This is a genomic window from Polynucleobacter sp. UB-Tiil-W10 (genome assembly GCF_018881605.1).
Classification (GTDB): Bacteria; Pseudomonadota; Gammaproteobacteria; order Burkholderiales; family Burkholderiaceae; genus Polynucleobacter.
This window is the reverse complement of the sequence record NZ_JACVPZ010000001.1, coordinates 1,099,861-1,114,173: the sequence shown is the minus strand read 5'-3', so window position 1 is coordinate 1,114,173 and position 14,313 is coordinate 1,099,861. Positions and strand designations below refer to the sequence as shown.

Here is a 14,313-nt window from a genome sequence, read left to right as displayed (position 1 = left end):
TTATCTTTTGTGTCGACCGAGACGGCTAGAACTTAGGTGCCGCATCCCATAAAAGGCCGGCTGTATCCTTGGCATTCATATTGGGCTGAGCGCCACTAGGTAATGGCCATTCAATTCCAACCGTTGGGTCATTCCAAGCAAGGCAAACCTCGCTCTGCGGGTGATAGTAATCCGTGGTTTTATAAAGAAATTCAGCGGTTGGAGAGAGCACTAAAAAGCCATGGGCCAACTGCGCTGGGATCCACATTTGCTTATGATTCGCAGCACTTAATTCAACGCCCACCCATTTGCCATAGGTGGGTGAATCTTCACGAATATCAACCGCCACATCAAACACGCTTCCCGCAACAACTCGTACCAACTTACCTTGAGTCTTTTCCATTTGATAATGCAAGCCCCGCAAAGTCCACTGGCGAGAGAATGAATGGTTATCTTGTACAAACTGAACATCAAGACCAGTTGCATTTGCAAAGTCTTCTGCGTTGAATGACTCAGTAAACCACCCACGTTCATCACCAAATACTTTTGGCTCCACAATGAACACATCATGAATTGATGTTGGCGTAATGAATAATTTAGAGGCCATCATTACCCAATAATCTTTTTATGGGACAAAGCAACAGGCTGAGCAGCATTATTGAGTTCGTTCAAGATTTTTCCAAGATATTGGCCGTAACTATTTTTACTGAGTTGTGCGGCAACCTTCTGCACTGTGTCCGCGGTAATCCAGCCTTGGCGATAGGCAATCTCCTCCGGGCAAGCTACCATGAGGCCCTGGCGCTTCTGCAAAGTGGCAATAAAGCCAGCAGCGTCAAGCAAAGAATCATGGGTGCCGGTGTCGAGCCAAGCAAATCCACGGCCCATAATCTCCACATTCAGCTCATTCTTTTCAAGGTAGGCGCGATTCACATCAGTAATCTCGAGCTCACCTCGAGCACTAGGCTTGATGGAGGCTGCGATATCGCACACCTGATTGTCATAAAAATATAAGCCGGTTACAGCATAGCTACTGCGAGGCTTCAACGGCTTTTCTTCGATCGAAAGTGCTTTGTAGTCCTTATCAAACTCCACAACGCCATAACGCTCTGGATCGTTCACGTGATAAGCAAATACAGATGCCCCAACAGTGCGCTCATTAGCACTATTCAGTTGGTCGACTAATTCATGGCCATAGAAAATATTGTCGCCAAGTACCAATGCACTCGGACTATTGCCTACGAAATTTTTTCCTAAAGTAAATGCTTGCGCCAAACCATCTGGCGAAGGCTGTACGCAATACTCAATGTTGAGACCCCACTGGGAACCATCTCCTAAGAGCTCAGAGAATCGAGGGGTATCTTGTGGTGTAGAAATCAACAGAATGTCGCGAATACCAGCCAACATTAAGGTACTTAATGGGTAATACACCATTGGTTTGTCGTAGACCGGCATTAACTGCTTTGAAACTGCCTGCGTCACTGGATAGAGGCGAGTACCAGACCCGCCCGCCAAGATAATGCCTTTCCTACTTACCGCCATACGATATACCCTTTAAATAAGGCCGCTTTTTGCGAGTTCCTGAACATACTGCTGCACATATATGTTCCATGAGCTCTGGAATAGACCTGATTTTGACATACCCCCCGAAAGGGCAAGCTGCTCCTGAAGTTTTCTTGAGTCCATACGGGAATTCATCGGCCTAGGGGCTGGAAGGGGGTATTCAACCGCCAAAATAGGCTTAATAGTGTCTGGCTTGGCTTTAAGCTCAACGCCAGCATTTAAGGCCGCCTGAACCGCAAAAAAGGCTAAACCATGCCAAGTAGTCTCACCTACAGGAACAGCATGATAAATACCCGATGGAAACTGCTTTAGCTTCCCTTGAGAATCTAGTGCTAAATCCAGACTTACTTGGGCAAGCCATTGCGCACTAGTAGGCACTCCATATTGATCGTCAATGACTTTTAACTCTTCACGGTCTTTTGCCAAGCGCAATATCGTACGAATGAAATTACCACCATCTCCATACACCCAGCTGGTTCGGAAAATAGCAAATTGACCTTGGGTTGAGTTTGCAAATACTTTTTCTATCGCCTCTTCTCCTGCGGCCTTAGTTTTTCCATAAATACCCAATGGATTACAAGCATCAGTCTCAATATAAAAACCTTCTTTGCTACCATCAAACACATAATCGGTTGAGTAGTGGAGAAAAGTGGCATCATTTTCTGCGGCGTAGCGCGCCATTAATTCAGGGGCTTTTGCATTCACAGCATAGGCTAATTCAATTTCCGTTTCAGCCTTATCAACTGCCGTGTACGCAGAAGCATTAATGATGAGATCGGCTTTAGATGCATTGAGTTGCGCAAGCACTTCAGCCTCTTTGCTGAGATCGCATTCCGCTCTACCGAGATAAGTTACATGCGCGTTTTCAAAAACTGGCAATTGCTCAAACAAAGCTTTAAACGCCTTACCTAGCTGACCATCTTTTCCAAAAACTAAAATATTCACGTAGATTCTGATTCTGAAAATTAGTTGTACTGCTTTTGCAACCAGTCGCGGTAAGAGCCGCTCACCACACCTTCAATCCAAACAGGGTTATCCAAGTACCATTGGACTGTTTTGCGGATACCGGTGTCAAAGGTCTCGGCTGGTCGCCAGCCTAATTCACGCTCAACCTTACCAGCATCAATTGCGTAGCGACGATCATGCCCTGGACGGTCTTTAACAAAAGTGATTTGCTCAGCATAGGACTTGCCATCAGCGCGAGGCTTGAGCTCATCCAAAATAGTGCATATCGTTTTAACAACATCAATATTAGCTTTTTCATTCCAGCCGCCAATGTTATAAGTCTCACCCAATTTACCTTGAGCCAATACCTCACGAATGGCAGAACAATGATCGCCTACATAGAGCCAATCCCGAATCTGCTGACCATCACCATAAATCGGTAATGGTTTACTGTTAAGAGCATTCAAAATCACCAGTGGAATTAATTTCTCTGGAAAGTGATATGGCCCATAGTTATTAGAGCAATTAGTTGTCACTACCGGGAATCCATAGGTATGAAACCAAGCGCGTACCAGATGATCAGAAGCCGCCTTAGATGCTGAGTAAGGGCTATTAGGCTCATAAGAGTTGGTTTCGGTAAAAGCAGGATCGGTTAAAGATAATGAGCCATACACCTCATCGGTTGAAACATGATGAAAGCGAAATGCTTCTTGATCTTTACCCTCAAGAGCATTCCAATACTCTCGTGCGCACTCTAATAAATTAAATGTTCCAACAATATTAGTTTCTACAAAATCGGCAGGCCCATGAATGGATCGATCCACATGACTCTCAGCAGCGAAATTCACAATTGCACGAGGCTTGTGCTCTTTTAATAACTTGGTGACTAATTCTTTATCGCCAATATCGCCATGAATAAATATATGACGAGAGTCTGCCTTTAATGACTCTAATGTAGCCAAATTACCTGCATAGGTTAGCTTATCAAGATTAATAACACCCTCGGCATCAGGACTGGATAGCCAATGCAATACAAAATTACCGCCAATAAAGCCAGCTCCGCCAGTTACTAAGATCATTGTTAGTAGCCCAATTTATTAAGGTTTATCATGCAAATTATGCCTGAGATTCCTATGCAAATTTCTGAACTTATCTCTGTTTGCTGCCTTAAGGATATTGAGGCTTGGCAGATTACCTCTAGCTTTATGGTTCGGAATATTGCAGCCAAAGAATACCGAGTTATTGTCCCAGACGAGGAAATTGAAGAGTTTGTAAAAAAATCACCTCCCCAGTTCAAGGTGATTGGGGAATCGCGTTATACAAAGCAATTCAAGGATCAACTTTTAGAACTCTTACCTCAAGATAAGAAAAGTCAATTTGGTTGGTATTTGCAACAATTTATTAAGTTGCTAGCCGTTAAAGACAATCAAGATAATGAAATTATCTTGATTTGGGATGCAGATACCGCCCCCATTAATAAGCTGGAGTTTATAGACCATAAGGGGAAATTGATTTATTACAAGGGTACAGAAAATCACACCCCCTATTTTGAAACCATACAAAGACTGACCGGCCTGAAAAAGATAGTTCCTTTTTCTTTCATCGCCCAATGTTTTCCTGTAAATGTTTCTTGGCTCAATGAACTTTGCAAAGAGATAGAAGACAAATTTCAAATGCCATGGGTGGAGGCGGTTTTAAATCAAATTCATTTTTCCGTACCAAATAGCTTTAGCGAATATGAAACCTTAGGCACCTTTATTTCACATCGCCATGCTGATCAAGTGACCTATAGCGATAGGCCTTGGTGGCGCCTTGGAAATTCATTACTTAACCATGTAGCATTCTTAAATCCAAATAAGGCTGCAGAACTCTCAAAACAGTATGACTTTATTAGCTTTGAAAAATGGGAAAGAGCTAAGCCATACTTTATTAAAGTAAGCATCCCTTACTTCTTTAAAATATATCTTCCCTCTCTATTTAATAAGATGCCAAATAAACATGTTTAATGCATTCCACCAATCCAATATTAAACGTGCGATTAAGCATTTATTTGTAAAGCGCAATAAAAATGTTGTTCTAATGGAGGCCCACTTTGGGCTAGGAGACAATCTCATCTGTCTCGGTCTCATGCGTACCCTTGCAGAAAAAAATCCGAATGTGCGCTATCACCTAGCTTGCCTTCCCCAATACTTTCATTCTGTTGCATGGATGCTTCAAAGCTCAAAAAATATTTTTCCGACAGTCGTCACCAGTGGTCGAGAAGCAAGGCAATTAGCTAAATTTTTAAATGCAACTTATCAAACAATCGGTATCCACAATATTGACATCAAACGTTTTGATGAATCCTTTTACGAGCAGTATGGAGTTCCATTTGACTATCGCTGGAGCAAGGCAGCAGTCCCACCAGGCCCGGAATCTGAGGAGTTATACAGGCGTCTTAATCCCCTGAATGAACCTTACATGTTGGTTTGCAGAACAGAATCTGGAAATAATACCTACCCACTAAAGATTGAAAATTCAACCAATCTAAAAACAATAGAAATTTACCCTGCCACACAGAACATCTATGACTGGACAAAGCTGGTTGAGAACGCTGCAGAAATCCACTCTATAGATACCTCCTTTTTACATTTTGTAGAAAATGTTTTATATGAAAAATCTAATGGAAATCTTTACTATCACCTTGCTAAAAAGAAGCTGAAAAGCGCGTTTACTAGAAAATTGCCATGGGTCTTGGTGGAATACAATGACTAGGCTTTCGATATTTACTCAATAATCCATATGAATTCGATCAAGATAGCTACCGAAGGTGTCCCGCACGACTATCAGTCTAGCCTGCTTCCTATGGTTATCCAAGGTATGGGATACAAGATTGATTGGGTAAAACCAGGTGAGGCTGACTTACTAATTCTTGGGCCCTTCTGTAAAAAAAATCAGAAGCCCTTTAGGTGGTGCCCAAAACCCCTTAGACCGCTACTAAATAAATCAACTGAAGCCATTAAAACAAAGAAGTCTAGGCCTTTAACGCTTTTCCATACTCAAGAAAATGAGCGGCATGATTTTGTAGATGCTGACTATTCGATTTCGTTCGATCTAGGCGTGCAATCAGACAAGCACTTTAGATTCCCATATTGGATGGAAATGCTTGATTGGTCGCACGAGGGCATTACCACCAACACCAATCCGAGATATGGTGAACTATTAAAAATATCCACTTTGATGTCCCCCTTAGGAAGCCGATACCTTAATAGAGGTGGATCATGCGCGCTACTGTCTTCGCATTTAAGGGAGCCTAGGGGCTCACTCTTTAAGGCGCTAGAAAAAGTAGTCCCCATCCAGGGATTTGGCGCCTTTTTTAACAAAGAAATAAAAGATCATCACTCTAGTGGATTTCTGAAGAGGGGCGTACTAAAAGATTTTTCTTACAACCTGTGCCCGGAGAATGGTCTTTATCCCGGCTACTACACAGAAAAGATTCCCGAGGCATTTTATTCTGGATGCTTACCCATTACCTGGGCCGATGAAAATATAGGCGTAGACTTCAACCCAAGCTCATTCCTAAATCTTCAACCGCTATTTAAAAGTGATTTCCAAGATCTCCCTGAGATTTTGCTAAACAAACTCAGGCTTGAGTCTTACCAGTCTGAACCCTTATTGATTAAAAAGCCATCGTTAGAGCCATTAAAACAATTCCTCAATAAGATATTGAGTGAAGCGATTTCCTAATTAAGCTACTCAGAGGCATCGCGAGCGATAGACATTGCATTATTAAATGCAAGCCAATCAAATCCAGGGGCAAGTGCGGTATCGACGTGAGTTGTTAAGCCCGGTACTGGAGTCCAAAGGCGTATCTTTTTCTTATAAAGTTTTCTAAATAGCATGCGATCGTGCAGCATATACTTTTTTGCAAATGGCTCAACTTTTGGTCGCATTGATTCGCTAATGGCAAATGTACATGTTGTGGATTCAGCCGTGCGCCAATGGCGATTGCTATTTTTATCAAAAATAATGAGTTCTTTTCCATAACTCAAATCATCATCTCTGACATAACGATCCTCATGATCATAACCAGTAAGCAAGCCAAGACTTGGCAATGCAAGGGCAATCGATTTAATGGATTCTGGCAAGTGGAGGTAGTCATCTTCAACAAAATAGATATCCCCAGAAATCTCATTAGCAGCTTCATAAGTCGCAATTAAACTACCCTCATTACTGCAGGCATTTACCTTAATCACCTTAAAATTCTCAGGTATCGCTTTTAATAACTGCCCTTCTGGGCCGTCATGAATAAAGGTTACACTGGCTATATAGTTTTTAGAAAATTCGACTGAATTCAGAAATGACTTCAAACAATTCAATTTGGAGAACCAAGGTAAGCGCTTAGATCTAAATGGTGGAGCCATCTCAGCTTCGCACAGTCTATAGACGATATTGATCATTTTTGTTTACCCGGGTACTGTTCAGAATAACGTCATTCTACATTCCACCCCTTTATTGACCAGAATATGCCATCCCCCTATCAAAGATTAAGGAATATCCATCGCAATTTCAGAATGGGCCTGAAGGATTGGCTTAGACCTGAGGTTTCAAAGAGGAAGCTTAGGGCTTTTATTAAAAGCAAGAATGGGATAAAAAAGCCAAGTTTTTCTTCTGCAAGCAAGCCTTCGATAGCAATTATCGTTCCGTGTTACGGTCATGCTCCATTTTTACAAGAAATGTTTGAAAGCATTCGCCAACAAACGATAGCGCCAAATCAGGTTATTTTTGTTATAGACCAATCTCCTGATAATAGCTTTGAAATTCTGCAAGATCTGATTTCAAAATATCAGCCCACTATGGAGTCTGAATTAGTCCTCCTTCAAAATGAGACAAACCTAGGCCAGGCCGCCAGTCTTAACAAGGGCATCGAATACTCCAATGCCGACATCATCACAATTCTTAATGATGATGACTATCTCATGCATGACGTCATTGAGGTTACATATAAGATCTTAAAAAAATATCCTACTGCCGCCCTACTCGGTGGTCATTCTTTGCATTTTGGTGCGGATGAATTGAAAAACACCACCAAACTCATCGAGTCTATTTGCCCAGCTGAAAAAATTGAAATTGATCTACGACAACCCAGCAACACACTAAGCTACCGTAAATATAACGACATCAATATGACCCACTCCGGAAGCAGCTTTTACAAATCCGCCTGGAAAAGTATTGGTGGCTACTACTCCGATAAATCAAAAAGGCTGGTGCACTTTTCGGATAGAGATTTTCAATTAAGAATGAATGCCTTGTTCCCGGTTGCTCTGAGTAATATCACCCCCCTTAGCTGCTGGAGAAATGACAGTAGCGTTGATCAGGGAATCAACTCGTAAAAGATCTACCTAGGAAACCAAGGTTTTTTATTAAATACTCGATCAAAAGCTCTAGCAACAGAACGCAGACGCTTTCTAAGACCCTGGACTGGGGCTCGCTCTTCTCTATCGTCAATCGTAGACTTAGCTCGAGTAATATCTACTGGATACGGTCGTATCGCTAAAAATTCCAAGCCATGCTTTTTTTGGTGTTCTAAAAAATGATCGACTGGCTCATAAATCTCAGATGATTCATTAATTAAGATGCGTGCAATTTCAGGTTTTAAGAGATATGCAGTTGCACCAACTGCATCACCACTATTTTTTACCAAATGAACGTCATCGATGAAAGAGATTTCTTGATACGAAACTTCATACAAACCTTGTAATCTTACAAAACCCCAAGACATAGGATTGCTCAATAGAGTCTGAATAACATGCCCGAATTCTGGGGTTAAGACAAAATCATCTTCAAAAATTAATGTTGGGATATTTTTCTCAGCGCAGCGTATCCAAGCTTCCTTGTGCGAAAGATAGCAGCCAATTTCATTGGGCGTTAATTTATAACCCTGCAAGCACTTCACTTTCAAGGCTTTATATTCTTTGGGCGGCCCTTGCAGGGCTGAGCCATCCACTGCGTCTAAAAATGACCATGGCAGGGAAACCTTCTGAAACTCCTGCACAACTTTTGCTCTACGATCAAGTGATCTGCTCAAAGAGATAACCAAAATCTGTAATGGTAATGGGGTGGCTGTCATAAATTAAAGTTAGCCTAGACGTAACTTTGCAAATATCGGAGAAATCTTTTTAATCTTCTATTTATCCGCGACAGAAAAGATTTTCCGGACGATCCGAGATCTAAATCAGAATCCCAGTTTGACTGATAGATAACGCCTAAATAATTTGTTGTTAGTTTTTTTTCTGATTCCCCTGCTCTGAGCAGAAGATAGTATTGCCAATCATAGTAATAAATCCTGAATAGTTGCTCTATAGGATGCAAAGGTATTGCATGAAAATTTAATAAGGCTTCAAGATATAAAAGAGTCTCTGGATGCTCAGGAGTTGAAATATCCCAAAAGGTCAATCCCCTGGGGATGAGATATTGCTCGTCAAGTGATTGCCAAACTTTAGCGGACCAAATAAAAGGTGGGCATGGGCAATAGTAATTAGGCCCCTCTCTACCGAATAAAGCCTTGACTCGATCTCCCTCGAGACACAGATTTTCTTCAACCCTAGAATGATTTCGATTAATTGCTAGCTGAAAAAATTCTTTGTTTTGGTAAATCACTGTGTAAGGATTGCCATCTGCGGAAATGAAATTCTTACGACCAAACTCTTTTAGAAAGATGCAATCAGAATCAAGGCACACATATTTTTCTGAAATCCCCAAACGCCAGAATTCAGACTTTATTGCCTGCTGGCTAAGCCCGCCAGAACGTGTCTTTTCAATTCCAGCGCCTACTCTTGGGTTTGACTCGATAATTGATTCATCAGAGACCCAATGAAACCCAGAGGTAGCTCCTAAAACAGATAGCAAGTCCTGATATTGATCTGCAGGCGTAGAAATATAAAAAGGGATTTGGTCGATATTATACTGATTAATCGACTCCAGTAAGCGCTTTAGCCGAAGAAAATCCCGGCGGTAAGACTTACAGTAAAGGACTATATCTTTCAAGCGCTTCTTTCAGTTTTATCTATAACTTCTGAAAGTATTTTATACGCTGCCTGCTTTACACCTATGGGGGACCACATTGGTTGTACTAATTGCTGACCCTCCCAATCCAACCAAATTCTCTCTAATGCAAGCTCCACAGCCTCAGAATCACTCTGAGGACTCAAGTAAGCGGATCGCTCCAATAGCATTTGATCCAACTGAGGATTGCGATGCGTAATTCCCCAAATTGGCCTACCAGTCCAAAGGTATTCATAAAACTTGGATGGAATATATTCTGCGCACCACTCATCATTTCCATGCAAGAGAATTAAAACATCTGCGGATTGCATCTTTTCTACGACCCGCTCCCTTCCAGATTTTCCTGTACCGGGATCCTTTTCTAGGCGTCCATGCGCTAGTAAAACATCCTGAAATTGTAATTTTTTGATGGCTTCTACTGTTAAAGAATCTAATGGCGCTCCATAGGCGTGAACCCGAATACTTTCTCTTGCCTTAGGATATTTTTTAAAAAGCGGGACTAAGGCATTCAGAATCGTAGAAAGAGAACGATCATTTGCTAGGGAACCAAAGTGGCACAAGTTTAAATAATCAGAATACTGATGTATTTGAGCGGCATTCAAACCACCCGGGGGTTCTGCACCCGGCAACACCATAAATCCGTGAGCATTATTTGAAGTATTTAAATTGGTATTACGCACCTTTGCATAATGCACAGCCCCATCAGTAAACCACCATACCAAGTCAGCATATTTACAAATTTGCCTTTCAAGATATTGCCTGAACCGGGCATCTCTATTTTTAGGTTTATCGAAACCAGGATCGTTTGGACTCTGACGGATCACCAAGGGATCATGAATCTCGGCTATCCAAGGCAGACCAGTCTTTTTTTTCAACCATAAGCCTGCCAAGTGAGCAGACCAAGCTCCACCGGTTGAAAAAATTAAATCGATCTTACCTGCTTGAATCAAATTTAAGCCATGCAGATAAGCGGGGATAGACCAAGACCACTGACTTGAATATCCAAGAAAAAACTTTTCTAGCGCAATAAAGGGTGCAAGCAACAAAGAAACTAGGCCCGTAGAAGCTTTATAAAAGAATCCCCTGCCATATTGATTTGCAATCCAATGACGAAAATCAAATCGAAACGCTGCAGGACCCCATGCTAAAAATTGACGATGCGGAAAACGATGATCTTTAATGCCAGTAATAGCGCTATAGACCGTTGGCTCAATACCTGCTTCCAGAAAATAGGGGATCTTGTCAGTGATGGTTTGGCTAGAAGCTCTGCCATCCATATTAAAACCATGAGACAGAATTAACCAGCGCTTCTGTTGCATCAATTGCCCGCAACAATCGACATGACAGCCATACGCACGGCAATACCAAACGTGACTTGATTCAGAATGACTGACTGAGGGCCATCAGCCACAGCAGAGTCAATCTCAACTCCTCGGTTCATTGGACCAGGATGCATAACGATGGCGTTTGATTTCGCCAATGCTAGACGAGCAGACGTGAGCCCATACTGCCCAAAGAATGCATCCCCCTCAGGAACTTGACCAGCCTCCATGCGCTCCTTTTGGATGCGCAGCGTCATCACGACATCAACATCTTTTAGTCCCTCTTCCATGCTATGAAAGACCTTAACACCCAACATATCAAGGTCGCTTGGAAGCAAGCTTTCTGGACCTATTGCGCGGATATCTTCACAACCTAAGGTGGTTAACGCATGAATGTTCGACTTCGCTACACGACTATGAACAATGTCACCCACAATCGCCACCTTCAAGCCTTTAAAGTTTTGCTTAAAGTGACGCATCGTATACATATCCAACAAACCTTGAGTCGGGTGCTGATGACTACCATCACCCGCATTTACTACGTGTACATGAGCAGGAACATGATTTGCAATTTCTATGGGTGCTCTAGATATGCCATGACGAACAACAAAAATATCTGCCTGCATCGCCACTAGATTGTCGATCGTGTCGAGTAGACTCTCGCCCTTAGCGGTAGATGATGTAGAAATATCTAAATTAATAACATCTGCAGATAAACGTTTAGCAGCAATCTCAAAAGTTGTTCGCGTGCGGGTTGAGTTCTCAAAAAAGAGATTAAATACACTTTTACCGCGCAGCAGAGGCACTTTTTTTACTTCACGAGCAGGGTCAGTCACACTCACAAACTGTTGCGCAGTATCTAAAATATGGAGGATCTGCTCCTTCGGTAGGCCTTCAAGCGTTAAAAGATGGGTCAACTCTCCAGCTGAATTAAATTGATTCACTAGCTGACTCATTGTTTACGCTCCTCTAGTTCAAAGCTGAACTTGCCAGCGTTATCCTTCTCTAAAACCAGAATTTGGTTCTCCGGAACTGCTACCTGTTCCCCAACAAAATTAGCGGTCACTGGTAACTCACGATTTCCTCGGTCAGCCAAGACCATCAACTCAACTTGTGCAGGCCGACCAAAATCAAATAACTCATTGAGGGCTGCTCGAACCGTTCTTCCGGTTAGCAGAACATCATCAATCAAAATGACATTGGCGCCATTGACATCAAACGGCAGATGGGTGGTCATCGTGCTAGCGGTGCGTAATGCCGTCATCCCCTTCTCAGCATAATCATCTCGATGAAAAGCCACATTAATGACGCCATAGTGAGGCAAGCCTAGATCTTTGGCTAGACGTTCAGCAATCCATGCTCCACCCATCGCAAGTCCTACCAGCTCAAAAGAGTCTACTTGCATTACCTCACGAAGTTTGACTAGTAATTTATCGTATAACTGTTCTGCATTCATTCTTTAATCCACACTGTATCGAACTACATTTTTAGTCGGCAGCTTTAGCATCTAACTGAGTATCCAATTTCGTATCTAACTCTGAAAAATATTGCTCCAAAATGAGGGCTGCCGAATGCGCATCTAGATTGTCCCGCATCTGGGCGTCACCCTCTAAAACTACCGAGGTATACCGCTCATCCACCCAAGCAATCGGCAGCCGAAAGCGGCCATGCAATTGATTACCAAAGCGGGTAGCCTTTGCTGTCATCTCATGAGGAGCGCCATCTGGATGGGTCGGTCGCCCCACTACCAACTGATTAGGCTGCCATTCGGCTAAGAGGGCCTCTATATCTCTAAATAAAGCATCACTATTGGCCGCTGTAATTGTCCTTAAAGGCTCTCCTGCCATTGTTACGGAATTACCAACTGCAACACCTACGCGGCGTGTTCCATAGTCAAATGCCATCACCATAATCGGCGCGTTCGGTGCAATGGGCTTAAGCATACCCCGCCTCTCCTGAGAGGTCGGATGGATCAAAGCCTAGATAATTCATCGCCTTTTGATAGCGCTGGCTGGAAGGGGTATTAAAGATAATGTCTGTCATTTGCTCACATGTCAGCGGGACATTGATCCAGCCATTGAGCGTGATTTCTTCTTCGAGTTGACCGGCACCCCAACCGGCATAGCCTAAGGTCATTAGAAACTGTTGAGGCCCATTGCCTCCAGCCACTGCCTCCAGCACATCTTTAGAGGTAGTCATCGTTAGACCTCCGGGAATAATCAATGAGGAGCTATAAGAAAGATTGGGCTTGGATTCATGCAAAACGAAACCACGTTCAATTTGAACAGGGCCACCAAAATACACCGGCTGATCTAGCAAAGGGGCAATTTCCAATTTGAGATCAATTTTGTCAAAAAGAGTACTCAAATTTACCTCTGTTGGCCTATTAACCACCAGACCCATTGCGCCCCTCTCAGTATGCTCAAAAAGATAGATTACTGATCCAGCAAAGTTGGGATCGACCATGCCAGGCATCGCAATTAAAAACTGATTGGCTAGATGGTCTGCAGAAAAAGAAATTGATGACTCCGGCATAGAGACTAAGCCTGAAGCAGTGGGTGCTTTTTTAGCGGAAGTCATGGAGTCTATTTTACAGAATATCTAGATTTTTCCGGTAATCCAGTAAGCAAAAAGTCCAACTATTTCATGAATCAGGATGTTCCAATTGTGGGCTCCATCCACCAAGTCAAACATTGTCCACTGGAGGCTATTAGCCGTTTGATAATCTACTGGCACAGGAATCACATACAAACCTTGTTTTTGGAAAATCTTGGTTGAACGGTACATATGGCTAGCAGAGGTAATTAGGAGCCATGGCTTTTGTTGCCCCGCATCCGATTTTAGACCAAACTCCTCCATCATCGGCCTCACATATAAGACATTTTCATAGGTATTACGAGACTGTTTTTCGTAATGTGCGTTTTGCTCGCTTAAGCCCTGTTCTTGGATCAGCCGCTTAAAGGCATCCGCCTCTGAAACACCCTTAGGATTGATGCGTCCTGAGTAGCCGCTAAATATGAACGCTACATTTGGACTCTTCCGAATCAGCTCAAATGCTTTGGTCACTCTTTCAGCCGATGAATAAATCGAAATCTCTCCACGATCAACGGCAATTTCTCCGCCATCAATAGCGCCACCCAAAATAATCATTCCACCGATATCATTTTCGGATAACTTTGAGAGCTCTATTTTCGGAACGGCATTCTCAAGCGCCCGAAGAAAAACTTCAGATGCCGGTAGCCAACCCACCAGAGCAAGATCTACCAAAGCCAACACTAAAAACCGCTTACAGAGATGAGATTTTCGCAAAGACAAAAAAAGTAGCGCCATCAGAACAAAGATGAGCACCCAATTAAGTGGCTCAATACAAAATTGCACCACTTTAGAGAGAATAAAAAAGATCGTATCCATGATTCCATAGGATCTTAACCCGTCTAACGTATGCAGCCGCCTGCATTTAGCT

General features: G+C 42.7%; 17 protein-coding genes. 4 read left to right on the top strand and 13 right to left on the bottom strand.

The annotated features are described in order from the left end of the window. Positions 1-25: 25 nt before the first annotated feature. The 4 genes from rfbC to rfbB are packed head-to-tail and all read right to left on the bottom strand — an operon-like array spanning position 26 to position 3,563. Positions 26-586 (bottom strand): dTDP-4-dehydrorhamnose 3,5-epimerase, encoded by a 561-nt coding sequence (gene rfbC / locus ICN33_RS05675; RefSeq protein WP_216196568.1) that lies wholly within the window; start codon positions 584-586, stop codon positions 26-28. A 2-nt stretch (positions 587-588) separates the two neighbouring features. Next, entirely contained in the window at positions 589-1,518 is a 930-nt protein-coding gene (gene rfbA, locus ICN33_RS05670; RefSeq protein ID WP_216195252.1) for a glucose-1-phosphate thymidylyltransferase RfbA, read from the bottom strand. Positions 1,519-1,530: 12 nt separating this feature from the next. Next, positions 1,531-2,484: a dTDP-4-dehydrorhamnose reductase gene (gene rfbD, locus ICN33_RS05665; RefSeq protein ID WP_216195250.1), complete on the bottom strand. Its 954-nt coding sequence runs from the start codon at positions 2,482-2,484 to the stop codon at positions 1,531-1,533. Positions 2,485-2,504: 20 nt separating this feature from the next. Beyond that, entirely contained in the window at positions 2,505-3,563 is a 1,059-nt protein-coding gene (rfbB, locus tag ICN33_RS05660) for a dTDP-glucose 4,6-dehydratase (protein ID WP_216195248.1), read from the bottom strand. A gap of 126 nt (positions 3,564-3,689) precedes the next feature. Here rfbB and ICN33_RS05655 point away from each other — a divergent pair, with 126 nt between their 5' ends. The 3 genes from ICN33_RS05655 (at position 3,690) to ICN33_RS05645 (ending at position 6,210) form a co-directional block, all read left to right on the top strand. After that, entirely contained in the window at positions 3,690-4,490 is an 801-nt protein-coding gene (locus ICN33_RS05655) for a DUF6492 family protein (RefSeq protein ID WP_216195246.1), read from the top strand. Positions 4,491-4,563: 73 nt separating this feature from the next. After that, a complete protein-coding gene (locus ICN33_RS05650) occupies positions 4,564-5,238 on the top strand; it encodes a hypothetical protein (RefSeq protein WP_216195244.1) in 675 nt (224 codons plus the stop codon). 27 nt (positions 5,239-5,265) lie between these two features. Next, positions 5,266-6,210, top strand: a complete 945-nt coding sequence (locus tag ICN33_RS05645) for a glycosyltransferase family 10 domain-containing protein (protein ID WP_216195242.1) — start codon at positions 5,266-5,268, stop codon at positions 6,208-6,210. A gap of 5 nt (positions 6,211-6,215) precedes the next feature. Here ICN33_RS05645 and ICN33_RS05640 read toward each other — a convergent pair whose 3' ends face one another. Next, a complete protein-coding gene (locus ICN33_RS05640; protein WP_216195241.1) occupies positions 6,216-6,923 on the bottom strand; it encodes a hypothetical protein in 708 nt (235 codons plus the stop codon). Positions 6,924-7,037: 114 nt separating this feature from the next. Between ICN33_RS05640 and ICN33_RS05635 the strand changes: the two genes are divergently transcribed. Further along, positions 7,038-7,856, top strand: coding sequence for a glycosyltransferase family A protein (locus tag ICN33_RS05635; RefSeq protein ID WP_216195239.1), 819 nt, complete (start codon positions 7,038-7,040; stop codon positions 7,854-7,856). Between the two features lie 5 nt (positions 7,857-7,861). Here the strand turns inward: ICN33_RS05635 and ICN33_RS05630 are convergent, their stop codons facing one another. The 8 genes from ICN33_RS05630 to ICN33_RS05595 form a co-directional block, all read right to left on the bottom strand. After that, positions 7,862-8,593, bottom strand: a complete 732-nt coding sequence (locus ICN33_RS05630) for a glycosyltransferase family 25 protein (RefSeq protein WP_216195237.1) — start codon at positions 8,591-8,593, stop codon at positions 7,862-7,864. A gap of 14 nt (positions 8,594-8,607) precedes the next feature. After that, the gene (locus ICN33_RS05625; RefSeq protein WP_216195235.1) at positions 8,608-9,510 is read right to left on the bottom strand and encodes a DUF6492 family protein; all 903 of its coding nucleotides are present in this window, start codon (positions 9,508-9,510) and stop codon (positions 8,608-8,610) included. Continuing rightward, a complete protein-coding gene (locus ICN33_RS05620) occupies positions 9,507-10,847 on the bottom strand; it encodes a glycosyltransferase (protein ID WP_255530674.1) in 1,341 nt (446 codons plus the stop codon). Before ICN33_RS05620 ends, ICN33_RS05625 begins: the two co-directional genes overlap by 4 nt. Further along, on the bottom strand, positions 10,847-11,806 hold the full coding sequence (locus ICN33_RS05615) for an aspartate carbamoyltransferase catalytic subunit (protein WP_216195230.1): 960 nt from the start codon (positions 11,804-11,806) through the stop codon (positions 10,847-10,849). The genes ICN33_RS05620 and ICN33_RS05615 overlap by 1 nt, the downstream gene beginning before the upstream one ends. Beyond that, entirely contained in the window at positions 11,803-12,306 is a 504-nt protein-coding gene (pyrR, locus tag ICN33_RS05610; protein ID WP_216195228.1) for a bifunctional pyr operon transcriptional regulator/uracil phosphoribosyltransferase PyrR, read from the bottom strand. Before pyrR ends, ICN33_RS05615 begins: the two co-directional genes overlap by 4 nt. Before the next feature lie 31 nt (positions 12,307-12,337). Next, positions 12,338-12,793 (bottom strand): Holliday junction resolvase RuvX, encoded by a 456-nt coding sequence (gene ruvX / locus ICN33_RS05605; RefSeq protein ID WP_216195226.1) that lies wholly within the window; start codon positions 12,791-12,793, stop codon positions 12,338-12,340. Next, positions 12,786-13,385, bottom strand: a complete 600-nt coding sequence (locus tag ICN33_RS05600) for a YqgE/AlgH family protein (protein ID WP_216196567.1) — start codon at positions 13,383-13,385, stop codon at positions 12,786-12,788. The genes ruvX and ICN33_RS05600 overlap by 8 nt, the downstream gene beginning before the upstream one ends. Positions 13,386-13,451: 66 nt before the next feature. Further along, positions 13,452-14,261: a YdcF family protein gene (locus ICN33_RS05595; RefSeq protein ID WP_216195224.1), complete on the bottom strand. Its 810-nt coding sequence runs from the start codon at positions 14,259-14,261 to the stop codon at positions 13,452-13,454. Positions 14,262-14,313 lie beyond the last annotated feature (52 nt).